Origin of the sequence: Clostridium sp. KLE 1755 (assembly GCF_000466465.2) — a bacterium.
Taxonomy (GTDB): Bacteria; Bacillota; Clostridia; order Lachnospirales; family Lachnospiraceae; genus Eisenbergiella; species Eisenbergiella porci.
Map to the genome: position 1 here is coordinate 1 of NZ_KE992710.1, position 25,028 is coordinate 25,028.

The 25,028-nt window shown below is 52.7% G+C and carries 21 protein-coding genes; all 21 read left to right on the plus strand.

Translation table 11 applies throughout. The features are described 5' to 3' along the window. The first annotated feature begins 200 nt into the window (after nucleotides 1-200). On the plus strand, nucleotides 201-1,265 hold the full coding sequence (gene gmd, locus HMPREF1548_RS13185; RefSeq protein ID WP_021636693.1) for a GDP-mannose 4,6-dehydratase: 1,065 nt from the start codon (nucleotides 201-203) through the stop codon (nucleotides 1,263-1,265). Nucleotides 1,266-1,271: 6 nt separating this feature from the next. Next, entirely contained in the window at nucleotides 1,272-3,128 is a 1,857-nt protein-coding gene (locus tag HMPREF1548_RS13190; protein WP_021636694.1) for a DUF8201 family protein, read from the plus strand. Beyond that, nucleotides 3,125-4,075: a GDP-L-fucose synthase family protein gene (locus tag HMPREF1548_RS13195; RefSeq protein ID WP_021636695.1), complete on the plus strand. Its 951-nt coding sequence runs from the start codon at nucleotides 3,125-3,127 to the stop codon at nucleotides 4,073-4,075. Before HMPREF1548_RS13190 ends, HMPREF1548_RS13195 begins: the two co-directional genes overlap by 4 nt. Nucleotides 4,076-4,190: 115 nt before the next feature. After that, on the plus strand, nucleotides 4,191-5,258 hold the full coding sequence (locus HMPREF1548_RS13200; RefSeq protein ID WP_035322044.1) for a mannose-1-phosphate guanylyltransferase: 1,068 nt from the start codon (nucleotides 4,191-4,193) through the stop codon (nucleotides 5,256-5,258). A gap of 232 nt (nucleotides 5,259-5,490) precedes the next feature. After that, nucleotides 5,491-5,877 carry a sporulation initiation factor Spo0A C-terminal domain-containing protein gene (locus tag HMPREF1548_RS13205; RefSeq protein ID WP_021636699.1) on the plus strand — a complete coding sequence of 129 codons (387 nt, stop codon included), beginning with the start codon at nucleotides 5,491-5,493 and terminating at the stop codon, nucleotides 5,875-5,877. A 64-nt stretch (nucleotides 5,878-5,941) separates the two neighbouring features. After that, the gene (locus tag HMPREF1548_RS13210; protein WP_021636700.1) at nucleotides 5,942-6,871 is read left to right on the plus strand and encodes a glycosyltransferase family 2 protein; all 930 of its coding nucleotides are present in this window, start codon (nucleotides 5,942-5,944) and stop codon (nucleotides 6,869-6,871) included. Next, nucleotides 6,871-7,626 carry a glycosyltransferase family 2 protein gene (locus HMPREF1548_RS13215; RefSeq protein WP_021636701.1) on the plus strand — a complete coding sequence of 252 codons (756 nt, stop codon included), beginning with the start codon at nucleotides 6,871-6,873 and terminating at the stop codon, nucleotides 7,624-7,626. The genes HMPREF1548_RS13210 and HMPREF1548_RS13215 overlap by 1 nt, the downstream gene beginning before the upstream one ends. A gap of 131 nt (nucleotides 7,627-7,757) precedes the next feature. Next, nucleotides 7,758-9,149, plus strand: coding sequence for a sugar transferase (locus HMPREF1548_RS13220; protein ID WP_021636702.1), 1,392 nt, complete (start codon nucleotides 7,758-7,760; stop codon nucleotides 9,147-9,149). Beyond that, nucleotides 9,149-10,390, plus strand: a complete 1,242-nt coding sequence (locus HMPREF1548_RS13225; RefSeq protein WP_021636703.1) for a YveK family protein — start codon at nucleotides 9,149-9,151, stop codon at nucleotides 10,388-10,390. Before HMPREF1548_RS13220 ends, HMPREF1548_RS13225 begins: the two co-directional genes overlap by 1 nt. Continuing rightward, nucleotides 10,381-11,175, plus strand: coding sequence for a glycosyltransferase family A protein (locus HMPREF1548_RS13230; RefSeq protein ID WP_021636704.1), 795 nt, complete (start codon nucleotides 10,381-10,383; stop codon nucleotides 11,173-11,175). The genes HMPREF1548_RS13225 and HMPREF1548_RS13230 overlap by 10 nt, the downstream gene beginning before the upstream one ends. A gap of 44 nt (nucleotides 11,176-11,219) precedes the next feature. Further along, nucleotides 11,220-12,410: an EpsG family protein gene (locus HMPREF1548_RS13235; RefSeq protein WP_021636705.1), complete on the plus strand. Its 1,191-nt coding sequence runs from the start codon at nucleotides 11,220-11,222 to the stop codon at nucleotides 12,408-12,410. Beyond that, nucleotides 12,391-13,224, plus strand: coding sequence for a glycosyltransferase family 2 protein (locus HMPREF1548_RS13240; RefSeq protein WP_021636706.1), 834 nt, complete (start codon nucleotides 12,391-12,393; stop codon nucleotides 13,222-13,224). Before HMPREF1548_RS13235 ends, HMPREF1548_RS13240 begins: the two co-directional genes overlap by 20 nt. After that, entirely contained in the window at nucleotides 13,221-14,573 is a 1,353-nt protein-coding gene (locus tag HMPREF1548_RS13245; RefSeq protein WP_021636707.1) for a glycosyltransferase, read from the plus strand. Before HMPREF1548_RS13240 ends, HMPREF1548_RS13245 begins: the two co-directional genes overlap by 4 nt. Further along, nucleotides 14,563-15,726: a glycosyltransferase family 4 protein gene (locus HMPREF1548_RS13250; protein WP_021636708.1), complete on the plus strand. Its 1,164-nt coding sequence runs from the start codon at nucleotides 14,563-14,565 to the stop codon at nucleotides 15,724-15,726. Before HMPREF1548_RS13245 ends, HMPREF1548_RS13250 begins: the two co-directional genes overlap by 11 nt. Then, nucleotides 15,723-16,724, plus strand: a complete 1,002-nt coding sequence (locus HMPREF1548_RS13255; RefSeq protein WP_021636709.1) for a glycosyltransferase family 2 protein — start codon at nucleotides 15,723-15,725, stop codon at nucleotides 16,722-16,724. Before HMPREF1548_RS13250 ends, HMPREF1548_RS13255 begins: the two co-directional genes overlap by 4 nt. A gap of 30 nt (nucleotides 16,725-16,754) precedes the next feature. Further along, nucleotides 16,755-18,290, plus strand: a complete 1,536-nt coding sequence (locus HMPREF1548_RS13260; RefSeq protein ID WP_021636710.1) for an AlbA family DNA-binding domain-containing protein — start codon at nucleotides 16,755-16,757, stop codon at nucleotides 18,288-18,290. A 327-nt stretch (nucleotides 18,291-18,617) separates the two neighbouring features. Next, entirely contained in the window at nucleotides 18,618-19,613 is a 996-nt protein-coding gene (pseB, locus tag HMPREF1548_RS13265) for a UDP-N-acetylglucosamine 4,6-dehydratase (inverting) (protein ID WP_021636712.1), read from the plus strand. 118 nt (nucleotides 19,614-19,731) lie between these two features. Then, entirely contained in the window at nucleotides 19,732-20,940 is a 1,209-nt protein-coding gene (gene pseC / locus HMPREF1548_RS13270; RefSeq protein WP_021636713.1) for a UDP-4-amino-4,6-dideoxy-N-acetyl-beta-L-altrosamine transaminase, read from the plus strand. Between the two features lie 66 nt (nucleotides 20,941-21,006). Continuing rightward, complete coding sequence (locus HMPREF1548_RS13275; RefSeq protein WP_021636714.1) at nucleotides 21,007-22,464, plus strand: glycosyltransferase family 39 protein; 1,458 nt, start codon at nucleotides 21,007-21,009, stop codon at nucleotides 22,462-22,464. 17 nt (nucleotides 22,465-22,481) lie between these two features. Next, nucleotides 22,482-23,510, plus strand: coding sequence for a glycosyltransferase family 2 protein (locus tag HMPREF1548_RS13280; protein ID WP_021636715.1), 1,029 nt, complete (start codon nucleotides 22,482-22,484; stop codon nucleotides 23,508-23,510). A gap of 63 nt (nucleotides 23,511-23,573) precedes the next feature. Then, the gene (locus HMPREF1548_RS13285) at nucleotides 23,574-24,830 is read left to right on the plus strand and encodes an ATP-grasp domain-containing protein (RefSeq protein WP_035322046.1); all 1,257 of its coding nucleotides are present in this window, start codon (nucleotides 23,574-23,576) and stop codon (nucleotides 24,828-24,830) included. Nucleotides 24,831-25,028 lie beyond the last annotated feature (198 nt).

The window sequence follows — 25,028 nt, forward strand, 5'->3', positions numbered from 1 at the left end:
CCCCCAAACCCCCCGCCGCCACAGGGCTCACAGCCCTCCCTCAACAACCCTCCTACATTATAAAGCAATCCCCACCAGATAGCAATATATTACTATTTGTGGGCAAGATAGTAAATTGTAATGAGGAAAATTAAGTGGTATATTCTTTTGCAGTCACAGCAAAATAAGCCTAATAGATTAAAAACAGAGAGGTAAACAGTATGAATAACGTTGCATTGATTACAGGGATTAACGGGCAGGATGGTTCTTATCTTGCGGAGTTTTTATTGGAGAAGGGGTATGAGGTGCATGGCCTAGTGAGGCGTCACAGTATTTCTGTTACCAGCAGGATTGACCATCTGATTCATTCCCCCTATAATAATGTTAAATTCTTTCTTCATTATGCGGACACGACGGATTCCAGCGGACTGATGCGGCTGATGGCGGAAATCAAGCCTACCGAGGTGTATAACCTGGCGGCGCAGTCCCATGTTGGTATTTCCTTTGAGGTCCCGGAATATACGGCGGATGCTACGGGAATGAGTACGCTGAAGCTTTTGGAGGCCATTCGGATCAATGGGGGGCCGTGCCGTTTTTATCAGGCGTCTACCTCCGAGCTGTTCGGCGGGCTGCCGGAGACGGCTCCCCAGAGTGAGAAAACGCCTTTTTATCCCAAGAGCCCTTATGGTGTGGCGAAGCTGTATTCTTACTGGATTACGGTGAATTACAGGGAGTCTTATAATATGTTCACCTGTAACGGGATTCTGTTTAATCATGAATCACCCAGAAGGGGCGAGAATTTCGTTACCAGGAAAATCACGCTGGCCATTGCCAATATTCTGGCAGGAAAGCAGGAGAAGCTTTCCCTGGGGAATATGAATGCCAAGAGGGACTGGGGCTTTGCAGGGGATTATGTGGAAGGTATGTGGCTGATGCTGCAGCAGGATAAGCCGGGAGATTATGTGCTGTCCACGAATGAAACCCATACGGTAAGGGAATTTGTGGAGGCGGCTTTCCAGGAGGTGGGCATTACTGTCCGCTGGGAAGGGACCGGGGTGAATGAAAAGGGTTATGATTCCCGGACCGGCAGGCTGCTTGTGGACGTAAATCCTGAATTTTACCGTCCGGCGGAGGTGGAGTTCCTCTGGGGCGATTGTTCCAAGGCGGAGAAAGAACTGAACTGGAAGAGAAAAGTGGATTTTAAAGGCCTTGTGGCTATGATGATGGATGCGGATATGCAGGCCGTTGTCGGCGTGGGCTGTGAGGAATTTAAAAACAGAAAGTAGGATTTTATGTTAACTGTGCTGTTCAACTGGGGATATATTTTCGTTACGGCATTTCTGATTGGCTTTGCGGTATTGCTGCCTTTTGAAAGGGGCTGCGCGGCGGCCGGCAGGGCGCCTGGAGGCGGGACGGGTACTGTCCGCTGGAAGATGACGGCGGTCCTGATGGCGGGGCTTGCGGCGGTAACGGTATATTCCCAGGTGTTCAGCCTTTTTTCGGGAGTGGGGCTTTGGGCAAATGTGCTGTTGGTGGCGGCGTGTGCGGCCATTGCGGTGGTCTATCGCCGACCTCTGGCTGTTTATTGGCGGGAAAGGGCCGGTCAATGCAGCAGGGGGTATGCGGTGTTTTTGGCGGGACTGGTCCTGCTGATGGCCTATGGGACCTCCAGAGGGTATATGCATGTGGATACCGGGCTGTATCATGCCCAGGCCATACGGTGGATCGAGGAGTATGGCGTGGTTCCGGGGCTGGGTAACCTGCACAGCCGGTTTGCCTATAACAGCGCGGCGTTTCCGTTGTGCGCGGTTTACAGTATGCGGTGGCTGGGAGGAAGCCTGTTCCCGGAGGGAATGCATGCGGTGCAGGGCTTTCTGGCGCTGCTGGTGGGTATCCAGTGCAGCGGGATCCGGACATTGGCGGTGCGCAGAAGGGTGAGGGTCTCCGACTTTGTAAGGGTGGGAGGCATCTATTATCTGACTGTGCTGTTTGGTGAGATGGTGTCGCCGGCGTCGGATTATTTTGCCATGCTGCTGCTGCTTTTTATCCTGATTGACTGGCTGGATCTGCTGGAGAGCGGGGAAAAGGAGGCAGCGCCCTATGCCCTGCTTTCCCTGCTTCTTGTATTTACGGTTACGGTGAAGCTGTCGGCGGCGGTGATTCTGCTGCTGGTGCTCAAGCCTGCGGTGCAGTTGCTGCGGGAAAAAAGGTGGAAGGAAATCGGGCTGTATCTGGGGCTTGGTTTTGGGATTGCGCTTCCCTGGCTGATACGGGGCGTGCTGATTTCCGGCTGGCTGTTTTATCCTTTTACTTTTCTGGATCTGTTCCCTGTGGACTGGAAAATCGAAAAGGGCTATGCGGATTGCGATTCCAAGGAGATCCAGGTGTTTGCCAGGCTGCTTTATGATGTAAATCTGTATGACACGCCGTTTTCCGGCTGGGCGGGCAAGTGGTTTGCCGCCCTGAAGGGGCTGGAAAAGCTTTGGGTGGCGGCAAGCGCCGCCTGCACCGGGCTGGGTGCTGTAACCATTGCGGGAGCGGGCTTGAGAATACGGAAAGCAGGATTGGAAGAACGGAAAAACAGGGTACAGAAAAACGAGATACGGAAAAATGGAAAACTGAAAAAGGAAATACAGGAAAACAGGCCGGAGGCAGACGGAATTCTTCCCTGGGATTGGATTTTGTATGCGGCGGTCCTGATAACAGGCTATTTTTTCTGGCAGTTTTCCGCACCGCTGGTGCGTTACGGTTATGTTTACGTGCTGGCGCTGCCTGCGGCTGTGCTGGGTTATTGTTATGTACAGGCGTTGGGGAAAAGCGAAAAAGGCAGGCGGTACGGGTACTATGTATTCGGGGCCGGTTTCCTCCTGTTCCTTATATTTAAGGCTGTGGGCCTGGCCGGCGGCATGGCGGCGTCTGCGGGGGAGCCTTATTATGTGAGGCAGCAGGGCTATGGAAGCTTTGACGCAGTCACCTATGATGTGGACGGTGTGACGGTTTATGTGCCTGCGGACGGCGGGCAGATTGGATATGATAAATTCCCTTCCTCCCCCAGGATCCAGAATATTGAGCTGCGGGGAGAAGGAGAGCATGCGGGAGATATCAGGTATGGCTTCCGCGAGAATAGAAAAGAGGAAGATGCACAATGAGTACAATCGAAAAATCAGATAAAATATATGTGGCGGGTCACAGGGGACTTGTGGGCAGCGCTATCGTGAGGAACCTGCAGGCAAAGGGCTATGAAAATGTGATCGGCAGGACACACAGGGAGCTGGATCTGACAAGCCAGGCGCAGGTAAGGGATTTTTTTGAAAAGGAAAGGCCGGATGTGGTGGTCCTGGCCGCTGCGAAGGTGGGCGGAATCAATGCCAATAATACCACGCCTGCGGAGTTTGCCTATGAAAATATGCAGATTCAGTGCAATGTCATTAAATGCTGCCATGATTTTCATGTAAAAAAGCTGCTTTTTCTGGGAAGCACCTGTATTTATCCCAAAATGGCGCCCCAGCCCATTCCGGAGGATGCGCTTCTCACCGGGCCTCTGGAGGAAACGAATGAAGCCTATGCGATTGCCAAAATTGCGGGGCTGGAAATGTGCAAATTTTATAAAAGGCAGTACGGCGATGATTTTATCAGCTGTATGCCCACGAATCTTTATGGCCCCCATGATAACTATGATCTGAAGGGAAGCCATGTGCTGCCCGCCATGATCCGGAAGTTCCATGAGGCAAAGGTGAACGGCGCGTCCACGGTGGAGCTGTGGGGCACCGGGACTCCCCTGCGCGAGTTCCTTTACGTGGATGATATGGCGGATGCCTGCGTGTTCCTTCTGGAAAATTACAGCGGTGAGCAGCATGTAAATATCGGCACCGGCAAAGAGATTACAATTAAGGAGCTGGCGGAGACCGTGCGCAGGACGGTGGGCTTTACCGGTGAAATCGTATGGAACAGCGCCATGCCTGACGGCACGCCCCGGAAGCTTACTGATGTGACCAAGCTGCACGGGCTGGGCTGGACACATAAGGTTGAGCTGGAGGAAGGCGTAAAGCTGGCTTATGACTGGTTCAGGGAAAATGTGGAGGCGGCAAGGCTGTAATTGACGGCAGCATGGAGCTGCGGGAATTTTGAAAAAATGGCGGCAGCCGTAAACGAACAGTTAAAGTAACGGTCCGGTTATCTGAACCGTTACCGGTTGAGAATGGAGAATGGACATGAAAACATACGGAGTAGTAATGGCCGGGGGCGGAGGCACCAGATTGTGGCCGCTTTCCACGAAAAAGCTGCCCAAGCAGTTTCTGAACCTGTCCGGCAGGGAAACGCTGGTGAACGAGGCTGTGGACCGGCTTCTGGGCGTTGCGGATAAGGATGATATTTTTATTGTGACCAATGCCTCGCAGACGGAGGTGATGCTTTCGCAGACCGCAGGACGGGTGAAGGCGGATCATATCCTGGCGGAGCCGGCGGCGAGGAATACGGCGGCCTGTATCGGCTATGCGGCCATAACCATTTTGAAAAAGTACGGCGACGGCATCATGTGCGTGGTGCCCTCCGATCCTTATATCAGGGATGAAAAAGGGTTCCAGGAAACGCTGCAGGAAGCGGTAAAGGCCGCTGAGGAAACGGACGCCCTTGTGACCATCGGCATCAGCCCCACCTTTGCTTCCACCGGCTACGGCTATATCCGGAGCACTGCGGTGGAAGGGAAAGCGTACCGCAAGGTAGAGGAGTTTGTGGAAAAGCCGGATGAGGAAACGGCAAGGGAATACCTGGAGGCAGGCAGCTATGCCTGGAACAGCGGCATGTTTATCTGGAAGGCTTCCACCATCCTTTCTTATTATAAGAAACTGCTCCCGGATATTTATGAATGCCTGATGAAGCTGGCGGAGGGTTTTGACACTCCCGGAGAGGAAGCGCTTCTGTGGGAGGTTTATCCTGCAATCCCTAAGATTTCCGTGGATTACGGCATTATGGAAAGGGCGGATCATGTGCTCATGCTGACAGGAGATTTCGGCTGGAGCGACGTGGGCGGCTGGGACGCTTTTGACGCGCTGAAAAGCAGGGATGAAAACGGAAATCTGACCGTGGGAAAAACTTTGCTTCTTGACAGCAGGAACTGTACCGCGTATTCTGTAGACAAGCTGATCGCTGCCGTAGGCGTTGAGGATCTGATCATTGTGCAGGCCGGGGAAGCCGTTCTGGTATGCCCGCAGGCCGAGGCGCAGAGAGTGAAAGAGATCGTGGAGGCCCTGTCGGAAAAAGGAGAAAATTCGTATCTGTAGCGCGAAATTTCTCGATCGCTAATCATTCTATTTCCGGTGATACCGTGATATCATTGTAGATGGACCTGGAAAAAGTTACCTTTAAGCAGGCTGCGCACCTGTTGCGCTGACTGTAAGAAAGTGATTCAGGAGTGCCGAAATCCATCGCCAAAGGTGATACAGGCCGGATTTTGGCTGTAACTGTGAAGGTACTGAACAGTTACCGTCACGCACGGACATCAGGAGGAGAAGAATGGTTACGGAAAATTTAACGCAGGCACAGATAGAACGCTACGTATCGGAATTCATGCTGGAGCTGGGAGTGCCGGCTCATCTGAGGGGATATTATTATCTGCGGGAGGCCATTGTTCTCACTGCTTTGGATATGGAACTGGTAGGAAGCGTAACCAAGCTTCTCTACCCTGGTATTGCAAAAAACAACCATACCAATATCCAGCGGGTGGAAAGGGCGATCCGTAATGCCATAGAGGTTTCCTGGGAGAGAGGAAACCCGGCCGTATTCGAGGATTTATTCGGCTACAGCGCCGCTTCCGGGGCGGTAAGGCCGACAAACAGCGAATACATAGCCCGGATAGCGGACCGTATCCGTATGGACGGACCGCTGGAGCCGGAAGCTTAATAAGGCTGCCTGCCTTACTGCTGTGCAGAAGGACAAGCGGCCGGTTACGTCAGGAGGAATACCCATGAGTTTACTGAGCGTCATTGTCCCATGCTACAATGAAGAGGAAAACGTAGATTGTTTCTATGAGGAATTGATGAAAAATACCCCCTTTTTTGAAAAAGAAGGGCTGGAACTGGAAATCCTGTATGTGGATGACGGTTCCAAAGACAGGACTGTGGAGGAAGTTAAGGACTTAAGGAAGAGGGATGAAAGGGTGCATCTGATTTCCTTTTCCCGGAATTTCGGGAAGGAGTCCGCTATTTATGCGGGGCTGCAGAAAGCGAAGGGCGATTATGTGGTTATGATGGATGCGGATCTGCAGGATCCGCCGTCCCTGCTTCCGGAAATGTTTTCATATATAAAAGAAGGTTATGATTCCGTGGCAACCAGAAGGGTGACGAGAAAGGGAGAACCGCCAATCCGTTCCTTTTTTGCACGGATGTTTTACCGCCTTGTGAACCGGATTTCCAAAACGGAAATTGTGGATGGGGCCAGGGATTACCGGCTGATGACCAGGCAGGTGGTTGACTCCATTCTTCAGATGACAGAGTATAACCGGTTTACCAAGGGGATTTTCGGCTGGGTGGGGTATTCCACCAAATGGCTGGAGTTCGAAAATGTGGAGCGCGCCCATGGAGAAACAAAGTGGAATTTTTGGAAGCTGTTCATTTATGCGCTTGACGGCATCACTGCTTTTTCCACGGTTCCGCTGGCATTGGCCTCCTTTATGGGGGTTCTGTTCTGTTTTGTGGCATTTCTGCTGATTCTTGTTATTGTGATTAAGACGCTGGCGATAGGAGATCCGGTGGGCGGCTGGCCTTCCATGGTATGTATTATCTGCATGGTCAGCGGCGTGCAGCTTTTCTGTCTGGGGATTGTGGGGCAGTACCTGTCCAAGACCTATATGGAAGTGAAGAAGCGGCCTATTTATCTGGTGAAGGAAGAGCTGTAATGAAGAATGATTTAATAAGTATTGTCATGCCTGTTTACAACGCTTCAGCGTACCTGGAAAAAACAGTGGAAACGGTACGCCGTCAGACCTGCACAAGCTGGGAGCTGATTGCGGTGGATGATTGTTCCACGGATGACAGCTTTCAGGTTCTCCAAAGGCTTGCCGGGGAGGATGCAAGAATCCGTCCGGTCAGGCAGGAGGGCAACCAGGGAGCGGCAGCGGCGAGAAACAGGGGTGTTGCGCTGGCTGAGGGCAGATATCTGGCCTATTTGGATGCAGACGATTTATGGACAAAAACAAAACTGGAAAAAGAGCTTGCTTTTTTAAAGGAAAAGCAGGCTGCTTTTGCATTTACAGGATATGAATTCGGAGACAGTGAGGGCGTGGGAAACGGAAAGGTTGTCCATGTGCCGGAAACCCTCACTTATAAAAAAGCGCTGTCCAGAACTGTGATTTTTACAACCACAGTCCTCTTTGATCTGGAAAAAATCAGTAAGGATCTGGTGAGCATGCCCCGGGTAAAGAGCGAGGATACCGCCACCTGGTGGAGGATTCTGCGAAACGGTTATACTGCCTATGGCCTGGATGAAAACCTGGCGGTTTACAGAAGGCCCGCAAGCTCCCTCTCCTCCAACAAGCTGGAAGCCATCCGGCGGATCTGGCATCTGTACCGGAAACAGGAGAAGCTTTCCCTGCCTGTGAGCGCGTGGCACTTCTGCTTCTGGGCGTGGCGCGCGGTTGCAAGGAGAGTTTAGGTATGGTAAACTATTAGCGATTGCTGCCACGCTGCACAAAGCGTATGAAATAAGGGCATACTATACAAAAGAAAAGGAACTGCGGCTGTGAAGAAGCACAACAGCCCCAGGGAGCTGCTGAAGGAGAAACGATGAATCAGAAGGAATCCAGAAAAAGACTGCTGATTTTGCTGCTGTCATATATTGGTTTGCTGGCTATGCTGGGAGGATATGTCATAGCCTATTTCGGTTATTATTATCCGGTGATTATCAGGCATGATACGAAGCTTTATTTTAAGGGACATCTTCTGATTTTTGCTTTTTACCTGGTAGTTCTGTTCCTGTTTATGAAGACCTACGGCGGACTGAGGATTGGATATCAGAAGCCCATGGAGGTTTTTGGTTCCCAGGTATTTGCACTTCTATGCACCAATGTTTTTTCTTATCTGCAGATGGCTATGATCCACGGCTGGCTGATTCCCCCGGTTCCGCTGCTGCTGACGCTCATTGGGCAGATTGTGTTCGGCGCATTTTATACCTGGCTGTCCTACCGCATCTACAGGAAGCTTTTCCCGCCAAGGCAGCTGCTGCTGATTTACGGCGATCGTCCCACTGAGGATATCCAGCGTAAATTCGCCAGCCGCAAGGACAAGTATAATATTGTAAAATGCATGAACATTTCGGCCGGAGCCGACGCGATTCTTGACGAGGTGGAAAAGGGCTACGGCGGCGTGGTTCTGTGGGACATCCCCACGGCGGTGAGGAATAAGCTGATCAAGTACTGCTACAGCCGCTCCGTCCGTATTTATATGATGCCTAAAATTCCGGATGTTATCATCAAGGGCTCCGAACAGCTGCATCTTTTTGATACGCCGATTTTTCTGACCCGGGAATTTGCGCTCACCGTGGAGCAGCAGATTTTCAAGCGCTGCATCGATGTTGTGTGCGCGTTGATTTTGCTGGTGCTCGCTTCGCCCTTCATGCTGATTACGGCCATTGTAATCAAGCTTTATGACGGCGGTCCGGTCCTGTATAAGCAGATACGTTGCACCAGGGATGCAAAGGAATTCAAAATCCTGAAATTCCGCAGCATGAGAGTGGATGCGGAGAAGGACGGCGTGGCCAGGCTTGCCGCCAAAAATGATTCCCGTATCACACCGGTGGGGAAATTCATCCGTGCGGTCCGGATTGACGAGCTTCCGCAGCTTATCAATATACTGAAAGGGGAAATGTCCTTTATCGGTCCCCGTCCGGAACGGCCGGAAATCATCGCCCAGTATATGGAGGAGATGCCGGAATTTGCGTTCCGTATGAAGGTGAAGGCAGGCCTGGCCGGTTACGCGCAGGTTTATGGAAAATACAATACGACTCCCTATGACAAGCTGAAGCTGGATCTGACCTATATCGAAAATTATACTGTATGGCTGGATATCAGGCTGATGCTGCTTACGCTGAAGATCCTTTTCAAGGCGGAAAGCACCGAGGGTGTGGAATCCACACAGATCACGGCGATAAAGTCGGAATCCGATGAGGACAATAAATAATGAGAGAAGAAAAATTCTGGCAGGAGGGCATGGACGGAAAGCGTTTTGCCCTCTGTCTTTTCAAAAAAGGATGGATTATCCTGGCAGCAGCGCTGGCGGGAGCCGCCGTGGCGGCGGGAATCTATCTCTTTGCGGCGCTGGTGCTTGGCGGAAAGCCGGAGTATCAGGTCTTTTCCCAGTACCGGATCTATTTTGACAAGGAGAAATACGGGGAAATCGAAGACTATTACAATGCCTATACCTGGGGGGAAATCATGAAGACCGACCAGGTGGTGGATTTTGTCATGGAGGCGCTGCCGGAGGGAATCAGCAAGGCCCAGGTAAAGGCGTCCGTTTCCGTGGGGCAGATGAATGATGTGAAAATTATGCCCTTGTACATCACCACGCAGGATGCCGGGCTTTCTCAGGAAATTGCTAAGGCCTATGTGTATGGCCTGGATAAGTTTGCCAAATCCATTGAAGGGCTTAGCGGGATGCAGTGCTGGACGGTGGAGCCTGCCGCGCAGGTGCCTCGTGCAACAAAAACTGTGAATGCATTTATTTTCGGCGGTATTCTTGGTGCGGTGCTCTCTTTTCTTGTTCTCGTATTTTTTTATATTCTGGATGATTCCATTTATCTGGAGGAGGACTTTGCGAAGCGTTTCCGTATTCCGGTGCTGGGGATCCTGACCCGGGGGAAGGATGCGGATTATCTGGAGGAACTGAAAGGGAACGCGGCATTCCTGTTAAAAGGAAGCAAGCGGATCTGCCTGGTGGACGGGAGCTGCCTGAAACAGACAGGGCGACTGGAGAAATCAGGGCAGACGGAAAAGACAGGTCAGACGGAAAAATCAGGGCGGACAGGAAAAACGGGTCAGACGGAGATAACAGGTCAGATGGAAAAAACGGGTCACGAAACCGGGCAGGGAGCGGCTGCCGGGGCCTCTGCTGTCCCGCCGTCCTGCCGGGAAGCCGGTGAACTGCTGTCAGCCGCGGCGGGGGAAAATGCGGAGACCCTTGTTACTGCCTGGCCCTTCGGGGAAAAGGAAGTGCGCATGCTGCACAGTGTGGACAGCGTGGTGCTTGCGGTTCCCTGTGGGTTCGGAAACGGCAGGGCGCTTTTTCATCTGGCGGCGCAGCTGGAAAAGCTGGGAATCACAGCCGTGGGCGCTGTGCTCACGGATGCGGATGATAAATTCCTCAGGGCCTATTACGGGAAGAAAAAACGTAAAGCGTCCGGAAAGAGAAAACAATGGACATGAAAATGCAGTTTCTTGTTTCCGCCGTGAAGGAGGATGTGGAAACGCTTGCGGAGCGTATGAACCTTCAGGCGGATGCGATTATTGTAAATCAGTGTGATGAAAATGCATACAGGGAGTATACGTATCAGGGACATACCATGAAATGCTACAGCTTTGCGGAGCGCGGCGTGGGGCTTTCCAGGAACAACTGTCTGATGCGTGCGGACGGGGATTTGTGTGTGTTCGCAGATGAGGATATCGTTTACCGGCCGGGAGCGGCGCGGGCGATTGCGCTGGAATTTGAAAAAAATCCGAAGGCGGACATGATCCTTTTTGATATGGAGGTGCCCCGGGATCGGGCTACCTACCACATTGATACGTACGGAAGGGTACGCTGGTACAACTGCGGCAGGTATCCGACTTACAGCTTTGCGGCGAGGACGGAAAAGCTTCATGAAGCCAATGTGACATTTTCCCTGCTTTTCGGGGGCGGGGCCAGGTACAGCAACGGTGAGGACAGCCTGTTTTTAGCGGAATGCATCCGGAAGGGGCTGAAGGTGTATAAGGCGCCGGTGACCATCGGAAAGGAAAACGGAAGGCCGTCCACCTGGTTTCATGGCTATAATGAAAAATTTTTCTATGACAGAGGGGTTCTGTATCATTTCCTGTATGGCAGGGCCGCTTTGCTTATGGCGCTGCGTTTTCTGTATAAGCACAAGGGCGTCATGTGTAAGGAGATGCCCTTTTCCAGGGCATTTTCGCTGATGTGCAGGGGAATACGCAGGGAAAACGGCCGGCAGGAGTAATTGGGACCGCACAGTTACCCGCAGGAGACGGAAGGTGAAGGCGGATGATATTTTATGGACTTCTGGGCGCGGTGACCATCGCGCTGGCATGTTTGGTAGAGAATAGAGCCTCCTGTTGTACCAAAGCAGTGGGCGGAATGGGGATGACGAGGCGGCAGGCGTGCAGCTGCGCCGCGCTTTTTACTCTGTTTCTGGTGCTGGCAGGTACGGCGGCGCTGCGTATTGATGTGGGAAATGATTACGGAAATTATGTGAACACCTTCCATGAGATCTATGTGGGAGGCTATGTGGTGACGGAGCCGGGCTTCAACTGGCTGGTACGTTTCCTGTTCCTGCTTTCCGGCGGGGAGAATTACCTGCTTGTTTTCGGCCTGTTTGCGGTGGTTACGGCGGTAATTTTCCTGAAGGCCATGTATGATCAGAGCGTGGATTTTACGTTATCCTTTGCTCTGTTTATGCTGCTTGGCCTGTATTTCCGTACCTTCAATACGGTGCGTTATTATTTTGTGCTGGCGGTTACGCTGTACAGCCTCCGCTATGTGCTGAAACGGGAATACGGTAAATTCGTGCTGCTTATACTACTGGCGGCGCTGTTCCATAAATCGGTGCTGGTAGTCATTCCCCTTTATCTGATCGCCGCGCTTCCCTGGAAAAAATGGCAGGTGGCTCTGGGAGCGGCATTCGCGGTCAGCCTCCCGCTGTTTCAGGGGTTCTGGATGAAGGTGGTGCTGTGGCTGTATCCCTCCTACCAGAACACGGTATATCTGCAGAAGGAAACCGGACTGGAGGGAAGCCTGATGGGCATCATCCGCTGCGCTGCGGTGCTGCTGCTGGGACTTTCCGCCTATCGGGAGACGATAAAGGAGAACCGGGCCAATCTTTTTTATTTTAAGTTGAACCTGCTGGGGCTGGCGCTTTATACCTGTGCTTCCTTTCTGCCTCTTGTGTCCAGGTTTGGCTACTATCTGATTACGGCGCATGTGCTCCTGGTGCCGGGGATTTTAATGGGAATGCCAGATGAGGCGCCGGAGCCTGGGGGCGCGTCCGCTTTGCGGCTCCTGAAAAAAGGCGCCGGAAAGAAGAAAAAAGTGATGTTCCTCCTGACGGCGGCTTTTTGCCTGCTGTATTTTGCCTATTTCCTCCTTACGGCCCATCAGGAGGGAGTGCGCGTGCTGCCCTATCACAGCTGGATTTTTACGGAGAAGGAATGGTTGAATGGCTCATTTATTTTTTAGTATTGTGGTCGTGTCGCTGAATCCGGGAGAAAAGCTTGTGCCCACGCTGAAGAGCGTGCTGGATCAGGACTATGGGAATTTTGAAATTATCATTAAGGATGGAGGCTCTACGGACGGCTCCGTTGAGAAGCTGGAAGAACTGCCGGCGGACAGCAGGATCCGTTTTTTCCGGGAGCCGGATAAGGGCATTTATGACGGGATGAACCAGGCGCTTGCCCATGCCCGGGGGCGTTTCCTGCTTTTTTTAAATTGCGGCGACCGGCTTTACAGCAGAAGCGTGCTGTCGGAAACAGCCGAATTTATCGAAAAAACGGAGAAAGAAAGCCTGTGCCGCACGAGGCCGTATATTTTTTACGGGGATCAGTATAATGAACTGCAGGACTGTCCGGTGCATTCCGCGCCGCGGATGAATGATTTCGCCTGTTACCGGAATGTGCCCTGCCATCAGGTCTGCTTCTATGACGCCGGCCTGTTTGCGGAGCGGGGATATGATACGGATTTCCGGGTGCGGGCGGATTATGAGCATTTCCTGTACTGTATTTATGACAGGAAGGCGGAGGCTGTGTATATGCCGGTGACAGTGGCCTTCTACGAGGGAGGCGGTTTTTCGGAAACCAGGGAAAACCGGAAGCGTTCCGCGCTGGAGCACAGGGTGATCACACGTTTTTATCAGGGCTTTTGGAAAAGAAGCTTCTATTCCTTCCTCATGCTGGCTACTTTGGCGCCGCTGCGCACGAAAATCGCGGAAAGCCCTTCGTTGTCAAAGGGCTATAATGCGGTTAAATCTGCGGTCTACAGGAGGAAAAAAGGATGAGGGAAGAAAGTAAGCGGTTGCGGGTGTTATGGCTGTGCAATATCTGTCCTCCTTCGGCGGCTGCCGCGCTGGGGCGCAGCTACAGCGTCAGGGAAGGGTGGCTGACCGGGGCGCTGAACCGTTATCTGGCGGATGAGGAGCAGGATTTGGAGCTGGGCATCTGCTTTCCTTCTGAAGAAGAGGAGCTTTCGCAGTTTAGCGGCAGGATAAAGCTTAAGGAGCTGACGGATGCGCCGGAAGCGGGAGAAAAAGAAGTATACGTGTATGGCTTCCGGGAAAATCTGAAGAGGCCTGAGCTATATGATTTGGCGATGGAAAAGCGGTTTGCAGGAATTCTTGCAGATTTCAAACCGGATCTGGTGCATATTTTCGGTACGGAGTTTCCCCATGCGCTGGCCATGGTGAGAAGCTTTCAGCGGCCGGAACGGACGCTGGTGGGGATCCAGGGGCTGATAGGCGCGTGCGCAGAAAGCTATATGGCGGATCTGCCGGAAACCGTACAGAAAAAGGCGACCTTCCGGGATCTGCTGAGAAAGGACAGCCTGCGTATGCAGCAGGAAAAGTTCCGTATCCGGGGGGAACGAGAGCGGCAGGTGCTCCAGGGCAGCGGCCATGTGACCGGGCGGACCGTTTTTGACAGGGAGGGATCCCTTGCATGTAATCAGGGACTTGTTTACCATAAAATGAACGAAACCATGCGGTCCTGTTTTTACCAGGGAAGCTGGCGGCGGGACAGCTGCAGGAGCTATGAAATCTTTGCCAGCCAGGGGGATTATCCGCTGAAGGGCTTCCATTATCTGCTGCAGGCCATGCCGGAAATCCTGCAGAAATTTCCCGAAGCGCATATCAGCGTGGCGGGAATCGGTATTACGGCCTATGGCAGCCTGAAGGAAAAGCTGAAAATCTCCGGCTACGGCAAATATCTGCGGAAGCTGATGGAAGAAAACGGGCTGGAGGATAAAATTACCGTGTTGGGCCAGCTTTCGGATGTGCAGATGAAGGAAGCTTATTTGAACAGCCATGTATTCGTCTGTCCCTCCGCGCTGGAAAATTCCCCCAATTCCCTGGGGGAGGCCATGCTGCTGGGGGTTCCCTGCGCCGCCTCCCGGACGGGGGGCATCCCGGATATGGCGGAGGATCAAAGAAGCGCGTTGCTGTTTGAGAAAGGCAATGTGCATGAGCTGGCTCAATGCGTGATCCGGATATTTGAAAATGACGGGCTGGCGGACAGCCTTTCCCGGGAAGCGGCGAAGCAGGCCGGACATAATCACGACGGGGATGAAAATTATGCCGTCCTGATGGGGATATACCGGGATATGATTAACCGGGGGAGCGTTCATGAAAATTAACTTTATTTCCAATTACATCAACCATCACCAGATTCCTTTCTGCGACTGCCTTTACCGGAAGCTGGGGGAGGATTTTACGTTTATACAGACGGAGCCTATGGAGGAGGAGCGGGTGAAAATGGGCTGGACGGTGGACGCCCGGTCGATTCCCTATGTGCATCTGCTTTATGAAGAACCGGAGGTCTGCAGGGGACTGATAGAGGACTGTGATCTGTTGCTTGCCGGCTGGATGGAGCAGGAGGAGCTGATTGCCGGAAGGCTTGGCAGCGGAAAGCCGGCCATACGCATCAGCGAACGGATTTACCGGGAGGGGCAGTGGAAGGCGGTTTCTCCCAGGGGGCTGGTGCACAAATACAGGGAGCACATCCGGTACAGGAATAAGCCGGTCTATCTGCTTTGCGCGGGCGCATATGTGGCTTCGGATTTTTCACTGATTCATGCGTATCCGGGGAAACGGTTCCGGTTCGGGTACTTTCCGGAAACCAGACATTACGATGGGAAGGGGCCGGAGGAGCGAAAGGCTGAGGATGGGCCGGTGCAGATTGTCTGGGCGGGCCGGATGATGCCGTTAAAGCACCCGGAATTTGTGGTGAGGCTGGCGGAGGATCTGCGGGAAAAGGGGCTGGATTACCGCATCCATTTTATCGGCAGCGGGGAGCTGGAGGATCAGCTGAAGGGCGAAATCGAACAAAAAGGCCTCTCGGACCGGGTCATTCTGTACGGCTTCCTTGAGCCGGGTGAGGTGCGAAAGAAGATGGAGGAGAGCCATATCCATCTTTTTACGAGCAACCATCTGGAGGGCTGGGGCGCCGTGGTGAATGAAGCCATGAACAGCGGCTGCGCTGTGGTGGCGAATTCGGAGCCGGGCGCGGTGCCGTATCTTATTGAAAACCGTGTGAACGGGATGATTTACCGGGAAGGAAGCTATGAGCAGTTCCGGGAGGCGGTGGTTTATCTGATGGAGCATGAGGAGGAACGGCGGCAGATGGGACGCAGGGCCTATGATACCATCTGTTCCCTGTGGAATGCGGAAAATGCGGCGGCGCAGTGTCTGCGTTTTTATGAAAACTGGCAGAAGGGAAGGGTGGAGCCGCCCGCAGAGGGGCCTTTTTCCATCGCCCCTGTCATCTGGCCGGGAAGGAGATCAGTATGAGGAATGAGAATCCGCTTATCACTGTCATCATCCCGATTTATAATATCATGGACTGTCTGGAGCGCTGTGTGAGCTCGGTGTGCGCCCAGACCTACCGGAACCTGGAAATCCTGCTGGTGGACGATGGATCCACCGACGGCACGGGGGCGCTGTGTGACCGGCTGGCGGAACGGGACGGGCGGATCCGGGTGTTCCATAAGGAAAACGGCGGCTCCTCCTCTGCCCGGAATTTAGGGCTGCAAAAGGCGCGCGGGGAATATCTGGGCTTTGTGGACAGCGACGATTTTATTGAGCCGGATATGTATGAAAGGCTGATGGAACAGGTAAAGGCGGGCGGTTACAGCATCGTCCAGGCTTCCAGGGATGAGATTGATGAAAACGGGCAAAAGAGGGCGGATGTATGTACGCCGCCTGAAAAGGTGACTTTTTTGTCCGGGGAAGCCTTCCTGCGGGAGCTGCTGCTGCACAGGGGGGACTGTTCCTTCTGCACCAAGCTGACGGCTCGAAGCCTGTTCGGGGAGAAACGGTTCCCGGAGGGGGAGCTGAACGAGGATTTTTACCTGCTGGTGGAGCTTTTGCAGGAGACGGAGGGCGTTTGTATCCTTCCTCAGCAGCTTTATCATGTATATTACCGCATGGGCAGCAATACCAGGCGGAAGGAGCGGAATGATTTTTCCAGGGTTTTTGTGGATATTGTGAAGAATGCAGACTATGTCCAGGGGATAGTGGAGGAAAAATATCCGGCGCTACAGAAGGAAGCGGTGCGCTTCGGCCTTTATCAGCGGCTGGATTATCTGCTGCATATCCCGGTGGGACTTATGGTGCGGGAGGATAGCTTTTATACGGCGGTAAAAAAATACTGCCGCAGGCATGCCGCCGATACGGTGGTTTCCCCCTATCTGACGGCAAAGCAGAAGGTATATCTGCTGCTTCTGTCCGCAGCACCCAAAACGGTGCGGCGGCTCCATGGCCTGACAATGCGGGCGCGGGGCGTGTAGAAGAGGGGTATTATAAAAAAGGAGGGGCGGATGCTTCATTTCGAGGAAATAGATAAATACAGGGAAAATAACCGGATTGAAGCGAAACGGGCGCAGGGAGGCTTTCCGCGCAGCCTGTGGGAGACCTATTCCGCTTTTGCCAATACCATAGGCGGCGTGATCCTCCTGGGAGTGGAGGAGCTGCCGGATAAATCCTTCCGTCCGGTTAAGCTTCCTTCGCCGGAATGGCTTGTTGAGGAGTTTTGGCGTCTTGTAAATGACAGGCAGATCGTAAGCGCCAATATCCTGGAGGAAAGCCAGGTGCAGATTGTGGAGGCGGGAATCGGCGGACAGGGCGCCGGGGAGCTTCCCTTACAGGCGCAGGGCAGCAAAACTTCCCCTTTTCCGGCAGAAAACAGCGGTAGGGGAAGGATTGTGGTAATCGAGGTCCCCAGGGCGGACCGCAGGGAAAAACCGGTTTATATCGGAAACGATCCTTATATGGGCTCCTACCGCAGGAATGGGGAAGGGGATTACCGGTGTACCCGGGACGAGGTGGACAGCATGCTGCGGGACGCGGCAGGCGGTTCCCAGGATATTCAGGTCTTTGGGGATATGGGAATGGAGGTCCTGGACGGGGATACGGTGGAGAGGTATCGGCAGGAGTATTTTGTCTGCCATCCGGAGGAGTCCCCGGCACAGCTGTCTGTTCCGGAGTTTCTGGAAAAACTGGGAGCCATGGAGACGGACGGCAGCGGTATCAGCCATGTGACAGCCGCAGGGCTTCTGATGTTTGGAAGAGAGCCGGAAATCATAAAGAAATTCTCCCGCTTCCATCTGGAATATACGGAAGAAGGGGACGCGGCTTCCAATGGTATTTTTTCAGATTCCGGGGACTGGAGCGGCAGCCTGTTTGATTTTTATCTGCGGGTGTCAGCCAGAATTATGTCGGCAGGCCCATTTTTATCGGAAGGACAGGCGCAGGAAGGAAAAGGACAGGCAGCGGAAGGCCCGCAGAAGGGGATCTGTGAGGCTCTTGCCAACGCGTTAAGCCATGCCAACTATTACGACCGTATGGGCGTGGTTGTCCGCCGGGAAAGGAAGCAGCTTGCGATCGCCAATCCGGGGGATATGCGAGTGGCCGAGGAAGCAGTGATTCACGGCGCAGCGCCGGATGCCAGGAATGAACGTATCAGCCGTATGTTCCATCTAATAGGAGTGGGGGACGGAACCGGAAAGGGGCTGACCGAAATACGCCGCATCTGGAACAGCAACGGCTGGAACCGGCCGCGGCTTCTGGAGGAATTCAATCCGGACAGAGTGGTTCTGATTCTGCCGCTGACAGGGGAGGAAGAGGCCGGGAAGCAGCTGCAGGCGCGCGGGCGGAAGGAACACCTGGAAGAAACGAAGCTTCCCAGGATACTTGACTATCTTAGGGACAATGTGCGGGCAGGCGGAAAGGAAATTGCAAAGGCAATGGGAATTTCCGAAAAAGAAGCACTTTTGTGCCTGGCCTTATTGGAGAAGGAAAGTATGATTGTCCATGAGGAGGGCAAAGGAGAGGTGCGGTACCGCCTGCGGGATTAAGGGACTGTTTTTGGGGGAAAACAGTTCGGGCACAGAGCGTTTCAGTTCAGCCAGGTCTGCGCATTTACCGCGCTGACGGATTCAGGTGCATTGCATTAGCCGGTAGGCTATGTTATAATGCCGATAGAAACCGGCTTTTCCTTGAAGGGTCCTGAACTCTCGGCAGTACCAGCCGAAAAGCAGAAAGGGAGCAGCTGTGACGATGCGGGGCGGCAGGCTGTTTTGTCTGCGGCTTCAGCTACACGAGTGCTTTTGTGCGCAGATGAGAGTAAAGATGTATAGACCATCAGAAGAAAAGGGAAACTATACACAAATGGAGGAAAGTTCATGTTAGATAATAAAACGATACTGATAACCGGCGGGACCGGCTCTTTTGGCAAATGTTTTACCAAGTATGCGCTGACCCACTACAATCCAAAGAAAATCATTATTTATTCCAGGGATGAATTCAAACAGTACCTGATGCAGAATGAATTCAAGGAATATGAATCAAAAATGCGTTACTTTATCGGTGACGTAAGAGACAAGGACAGGCTGAAAAGGGCTTTTGAAGGTGTGGATTATGTCATCCATGCGGCGGCCCTGAAGCAGGTTCCTGCCTGTGAATATAATCCCAACGAAGCCATTAAGACCAATATAAACGGTGCGCAGAACGTGATTGATGCGGCGCTGGATTCCAATGTAAAAAAGGTGGTGGCCCTGTCCACAGATAAGGCGGTCAATCCGGTAAATCTTTACGGCGGAACCAAGCTGGTGAGTGATAAGCTTTTTGTAGCGGCTAATGCCTATGCGGGCAATAAGGACATCAGCTTTTCCATCGTGCGTTACGGGAATGTGGCGGGAAGCCGCGGCTCCATCATCCCTCTTTTTAACAATATCATTAAAAACGGGGGCACGGAGCTGCCTATTACGGATTTCCGCATGACACGTTTCTGGATCAGCCTGACAGAGGGCGTGGAGCTTGTTATCAAAGCACTGAAGGAGGCGAAGGGCGGCGAAACCTTCATCAGCAAGATCCCTTCCTTTAAAGTGACCGATCTGGCCGAGGCCATGCTTCCCGGCTGTACGAAGAAGGAAATCGGCATCCGTCCCGGTGAAAAGCTCCATGAAATCATGGTGACACCGGAGGATTCCTTCAATACCTACGAATATGACAAGCATTTCATCGTATATCCTCAGGTGGTATGGAATGACAGGCAGGTTCCGGATCTGAGCGGCGTAAAGGTGGAGGAGGGCTTCTCCTACAGCTCAGGGAACAATAAGGAATGGCTTACCGTGGAGGATATCCGCGAGCTTCTTAAGAACGTGGAACTGGAGAAATAAAAATCAGAGGGGGCCTTTACGCGGCTGCTCCGGGTATCGCTTCCGGGAGACAGGAGCTGCATAAGGCGCCCTTCTTTTTGCAGCTTAAACAGGCCAGGCTCTGGGAAAGGACAATTTTATGGAAGAAAAAATATGGGGGCTCCCGGCGGCGGCAGGCGGATCGCCGGTCAGGGAGACAAAAATATATTACGGTCATCAGTATCTGGACGAGGCAGATTATCAGGCGGTTTTGGACGTGCTCAAAAGCGACGCCCTCACCTGTGGTCCCAAAATCGGAGAGCTGGAGGAACGGCTTTGCAGCATTACGGGGGCGAAGCATGCCGTATCGGTATCTAACGGCACAGCGGCTCTACATATCGCCTGCCTTGCTGCGGGTGTGGGCCCGGGGGATGAGGTGATAACCACGCCTGTCACCTTTGCGGCTTCCGCAAACTGCGCCCTGTACTGCGGCGCAAGACCTGTATTTGCCGATATTGATGACAAAACCTACAATATAGATCCGAAAAGCGTGGAGCAATGCGTGACGGAAAAAACGAAAGCGGTGGTTGCCGTGGATTATACCGGCCAGTCAACGGATTTGAAGGCTCTGCGGAAAATCTGCGACAAATATGGACTGATTTTAATTACGGACGGCGCTCATTCCATCGGCACCTGTTATGACGGGAAGGCAACCGGCTCTATTGCGGATATGACCACCTTCAGTTTCCATCCGGTGAAAACCGTAACTGCAGGAGAGGGCGGCGCCGTAATGACAAACAGCGACGAGCTGTATAAAAAGCTGGTACTGTTCGGAAGACATGGCATTACCAGAAATCCGGACTGGATGGAAAATACACCGGAAGGACCATGGTATTATGAGCAGATCGAGCTTGGCTATAATTACCGTATGACGGATATCCAGGCGGCTTTGCTGCTCAGCCAGCTGGACAAGCTGGAGATGTTCAAGGCCCGCAGGAAGGAAATCGTGAAGCGCTATAACGAAGCCTTTTCACAGATGCCGCAGATTACGGTGCAGGAGGAAATCCCGGAATCCGATACTACAAGGCATCTGTATATCCTGAGAATCAGGCCGGAAGCGCTGACCATAGACAGAAAGGGATTTTTCGAGGCGCTGGCGGCGGAAAATATCTGCTGCAATGTGCACTATATCCCCACCTATTATTTTCCATATTATCAGAAACTTGGATATCAAAAGGGGCTGTGCCCGAAGGCGGAAAAGCTGTATGAGGAAATCATCAGCCTGCCTCTTTACTATGGAATGAGCGATGCGGACGTGGAGGATGTGATTACGGCGGTTGGGAAAATAGCGTCCTATTATGCAAAATAGAGAGAAAAAGCCGGCCGTTGCATCCTGATGATAACAGGATGCGTCTGACAGGCCGGAGGAGAGTATATGCAGACAGAGGTGAAAAAAAAGAGTTGGCATCTGCCGGATGGAAAGCAGAAAGGAATATTAATCTGGGGCAGCGTAATATTTTTTACATTGCTGTACTTGTCCCTGATTTTTAATAACAATGTATGGACGGACGAAATTTTCAGCATGAATCTGTTCAAGGCGGGCTTCGGAGAAATCATATCGGAAACGGCAAAGGATGTGCATCCGCCGCTGTATTATTTCCTGGGACGTTTGTTCCGGCTTCTGTTCGGGGAAAGCCTGCAGGTACAGAAGGTACTGACGCTGATTCCCATGAGCCTGACGCTTGTTCTGGGAGCGACGAAGGTGAGAAAATATTTCGGAGACAGAACCTCTTTTCTGTTTATCATCCTGCTTGGCTGCATTCCCTGCTCCATGGTTTATGCGGTCCAGGTGCGCATGTATTCCTGGGCGCTTTTCTGTGTTACGGCCTGCGGGCTGGCAGCCTGGGAAATCTACGTGAATGACAGATGGAGCTGTTGGATCTGGCTTACCGTAACGGCTGTGGCGGCGGCCTATCTGCATTATTTTGCATTTGCATCCGTTATCATCATTAACGGACTGCTGTTCCTGGCGCTGCTTTTTTCCAGGGAAAAAAGAAAGAAGCTTGGGAAATGGGTGCTGTTTTCGCTGCTTATGACGGCGCTTTACCTGCCCTGGATGCCTTATTTTTACGAACAGGTAACCAGGGTGGAGGCCGGTTACTGGATACCGCCCATCACCGGGGAAACGGTGTGGAGCTACTTTTTATGGGCGTTCGGACTGGCTCCGGTGCCGCAGACTACCTATGTCTTTCTTGTGATTTCCCTGCTGGCGGGAATCAGCTGCTTGGTTTCTGTGAAAAAGGGCGGAGAGGAAGGAAAAGCCGGTGTATTCGCCCTGCTTTGTATGGCCGTGCCCACGCTGACGGCGGGCGGCGGCATTCTGCTTTCCCTGCTGAAGCAGCCTATTTACAGAGATCAGTACGTGTTCCCGGCCATGGGCCTGTTCTGCCTGTTTACAGCCATTGGCTGCCGGCGGTTCCGTAAGGAAATCGCTGCTTTGTTTCTTGTATTTTTCCTGGCTGTGGGGGCGATTTCCTACAGAGATAATTACCGGGCGGAATATAAGGCCACGCTGACCGCCCAGACGGAGGAGTTTTTCTCGGAAAACCTGGGCGAACGGGACCTGGTGGTATACAATTACCAGGCGTATTATTTTAACTATAAATACTATTTCCCTGAGGAACGCCTTTTCTATGTCAGGGATGTGGATTTGTCCCGGGATTTTGACCGGATCTGGTTTTTGGATACGGAAATGGAGTGGGACTTTGTGCCGGATCAAATCATTCCCTACCAGCTGCAGATAGAATATGTGGGACACTATGGGATAGAGGATAACGAGTTTGATTTATATCAGGTGACCAAAGGGGCGGCGCCGGAGGCCGGGGAACCGTAAAGAGAGGAAAACTGAGAATGAAGCTGAGTGTTATCGTGCCTGTTTATAATACGGCGGCAGACGGAAAACTGGAATACTGCCTGAATTCCCTGGTGGGACAGACTCTGCAGGACATGGAAATCATCGCAGTGGATGACTGTTCCACGGATCAGTCCTGGGACATCCTTCAGCAGTTTGAAAAAAAATACCCCGGCCGCTTCCGGGCGGTCCATTCCGAGGTAAACCGAAAACAGGGGGGCGCCAAAAACATAGGCCTAACCCTGGCATCGGGGGAATGGATCGGCTTTATCGACAGCGACGACTGGATTACACCGGATATGTATGAAAAAATGCTGGCCCGCGCAGAAGAAACAGGCGCGGATATGGTGGGCTGCGACTACTGCCTGACACAGGAGCACAGCATGAGAACAGGACAGGTGGTCCATAACAACAGCCCGGAGCAGGCCGGAAGCCTGGATCATGACAAATATGCCTCCCTGATACTGGACAGCGGCAGCCTTGTCGTGAAAATATACAGACGTGATATTATCCTCGGCTGTGAAAGCCGCTTCCCGGAAGGCATTTTCTACGAGGATAACGCGCTGGGAAACACCTGGATGCTGCGGGCAAAGCACTTTGCATACATGCCGGAGCCCATGTACTACTATTACCAGCACGAGGCCTCCACCGTCCATACCATCACCCGCAAAAGATGCGAGGACAGGATGGAAGCCGGCAGAATCATGATAGCGGAGGCAAAGCGGTACGGCTACCTTGAGGAATACTACAAGGAACTGGAATGCAGTTTTTCCGTCCTTTTCTATGTGAATACCCTGTTCACCTATATGTTCGGCGTAAAAAAGAAGGAGCTTTCCTTTGTAAAAGCGCTGGGCGATGAAATGCGCAGCACTTTCCCGGATTTCCAGGAAAATCCCTATTATCAAAAACGTTTTAATGAGGAGGAGAAAAAACTGGTGCGCATGCAGCAGAAATCCTCCCTGTTCTTCATGATATATTTCAGCCTGCTCTGGACCTACAGAAACTTCAGAAAAAAATTAAAGCCATAAAGAACCGAGAAATTACGAAACATATAAAACATGCAATACGGGAAACCGGCGGAGGAGAAGCAGATGAAAGCAGCATTGATAGGCGCAGGCGAGGAATCCCTGCATACCATCCAAAAAGCACAGGAGCTGGGCGTCTACGTGACGGCCCTTGACGGCAATCCGGACGCGGAAGGACTGAAAGCGGCAGATGAAGGACTTACCATAGACATTTCGGATGAAAGGGCCGTACTGGACGCCCTGCAAGACAGAAAGCCGGATTTCCTGATCACCGGCCCTATCGGCAGATACCTGACCACGGCAGGCGCGGTAAATGATGCCCTGGGACTTGCCGGCATCAGCAGACAGGCCGCCGAATACTGCACAGACAAATACCTGTTTCACAAAAAACTCCAGGAAAAGAACCTGAGGAACTGCCGCTGCCTTCTCATACCCGCAGAAGCAGCCCCGGCGCAAACAGGGGACCATGCCGGAGATTTCAGTACCCTCCAATACCCCGCAATCCTCAAGCCAAGATACGGCTCAGGAAGCAGGGGCATCTTCTTCCTGAATAATCCCCGGGAACTGGAACAAGCCCTCACCTGCATCTTCCCCGAAAACCAGGACACAGCCGCCCCCGCAGAAGACTACGTCCTGGAGGAAGCCGCGCCGGGCGTGGAATACGGCGTGGACGCCTGCATGGACAAGGACCGCTTCCGCATGATATTGCTCCGCAAAAAACTCATCACCCCACCCCCTGCCAGACAGGCCATAGGCTACCTGAGCGTAAACCCCCGGGAAGATGAAACACAACGCCTCCTCTGGGAAAGAGCCGCAGCCTACCTGACAGAAACCACCGCCCTGCTGGGCCTCAAAAACTGCCTCCTCCACGCAGACCTCATGATCACCGAAAACAGTATCTTCGCCATCGAACTGTCAGCCAGGCCCTCCGGCCACAACCTCCACAACCTCTTCACCCCCCTGGCCACAGGCATCGACATGGCGGAACAATACATCAGAAGCCAATGCAACATGGACTACGCCTACGAGCCCGCAAAAACAGAAAAACTCCTGATTCACTACTTCAACCTGGAACAATGCCGCATCAAAACAATCCCCCAGGCCTCCCAACTCCGCCTCCCGCAAGGAATCACCCTCAAAGCCTGGAACTGCCGCATAACTCCCGGAGACTACATGCAGAAAGTAACCACCGGCCACTCCCTCATGGGAAGAGGCTACTTCATCCTCCAGTCCGCCCCGCCCCGCCCCTCTGCTTCCGAAACCACAGAAACCAACCTCATAAACGCCGCCGACCACATCCTCACCCAATTCGAAACAGAGTAACCTACCCGGGAAAACATAACCTCCCCAGGCTAAACGCACCACCTCCGGTTTCGCCAACACAAACCAATAACAAAAGAAAACCTCCGCAAGACCCGCACAAACTCTTTTTCCCATTTGTCCTCCTTCCAAATTTTTTCTATTCCACTCCCTCATTTCCCTTCACACCCAGGTTCGTGTCCTTCCGGCGGGGGCGGTTCC

Bases quoted from the DNA above. Each gene is read 5' to 3' on its own strand.
- HMPREF1548_RS13215 (WP_021636701.1), top strand. From the start codon at position 6,871: ATGAAGAATGATTTAATAAGTATTGTCATGCCTGTTTACAACGCTTCA.
- HMPREF1548_RS13225 (WP_021636703.1), top strand. From the start codon at position 9,149: ATGAGAGAAGAAAAATTCTGGCAGGAGGGCATGGACGGAAAGCGTTTT.
- HMPREF1548_RS13190 (WP_021636694.1), top strand. From the start codon at position 1,272: ATGTTAACTGTGCTGTTCAACTGGGGATATATTTTCGTTACGGCATTT.
- gmd (WP_021636693.1), top strand. From the start codon at position 201: ATGAATAACGTTGCATTGATTACAGGGATTAACGGGCAGGATGGTTCT.
- HMPREF1548_RS13280 (WP_021636715.1), top strand. From the start codon at position 22,482: ATGAAGCTGAGTGTTATCGTGCCTGTTTATAATACGGCGGCAGACGGA.
- HMPREF1548_RS13250 (WP_021636708.1), top strand. From the start codon at position 14,563: ATGAAAATTAACTTTATTTCCAATTACATCAACCATCACCAGATTCCT.
- pseB (WP_021636712.1), top strand. From the start codon at position 18,618: ATGTTAGATAATAAAACGATACTGATAACCGGCGGGACCGGCTCTTTT.
- HMPREF1548_RS13195 (WP_021636695.1), top strand. From the start codon at position 3,125: ATGAGTACAATCGAAAAATCAGATAAAATATATGTGGCGGGTCACAGG.
- pseC (WP_021636713.1), top strand. From the start codon at position 19,732: ATGGAAGAAAAAATATGGGGGCTCCCGGCGGCGGCAGGCGGATCGCCG.
- HMPREF1548_RS13245 (WP_021636707.1), top strand. From the start codon at position 13,221: ATGAGGGAAGAAAGTAAGCGGTTGCGGGTGTTATGGCTGTGCAATATC.
- HMPREF1548_RS13220 (WP_021636702.1), top strand. From the start codon at position 7,758: ATGAATCAGAAGGAATCCAGAAAAAGACTGCTGATTTTGCTGCTGTCA.
- HMPREF1548_RS13260 (WP_021636710.1), top strand. From the start codon at position 16,755: ATGCTTCATTTCGAGGAAATAGATAAATACAGGGAAAATAACCGGATT.
- HMPREF1548_RS13240 (WP_021636706.1), top strand. From the start codon at position 12,391: ATGGCTCATTTATTTTTTAGTATTGTGGTCGTGTCGCTGAATCCGGGA.
- HMPREF1548_RS13235 (WP_021636705.1), top strand. From the start codon at position 11,220: ATGATATTTTATGGACTTCTGGGCGCGGTGACCATCGCGCTGGCATGT.
- HMPREF1548_RS13200 (WP_035322044.1), top strand. From the start codon at position 4,191: ATGAAAACATACGGAGTAGTAATGGCCGGGGGCGGAGGCACCAGATTG.
- HMPREF1548_RS13285 (WP_035322046.1), top strand. From the start codon at position 23,574: ATGAAAGCAGCATTGATAGGCGCAGGCGAGGAATCCCTGCATACCATC.
- HMPREF1548_RS13230 (WP_021636704.1), top strand. From the start codon at position 10,381: ATGGACATGAAAATGCAGTTTCTTGTTTCCGCCGTGAAGGAGGATGTG.
- HMPREF1548_RS13205 (WP_021636699.1), top strand. From the start codon at position 5,491: ATGGTTACGGAAAATTTAACGCAGGCACAGATAGAACGCTACGTATCG.
- HMPREF1548_RS13210 (WP_021636700.1), top strand. From the start codon at position 5,942: ATGAGTTTACTGAGCGTCATTGTCCCATGCTACAATGAAGAGGAAAAC.
- HMPREF1548_RS13255 (WP_021636709.1), top strand. From the start codon at position 15,723: ATGAGGAATGAGAATCCGCTTATCACTGTCATCATCCCGATTTATAAT.
- HMPREF1548_RS13275 (WP_021636714.1), top strand. From the start codon at position 21,007: ATGCAGACAGAGGTGAAAAAAAAGAGTTGGCATCTGCCGGATGGAAAG.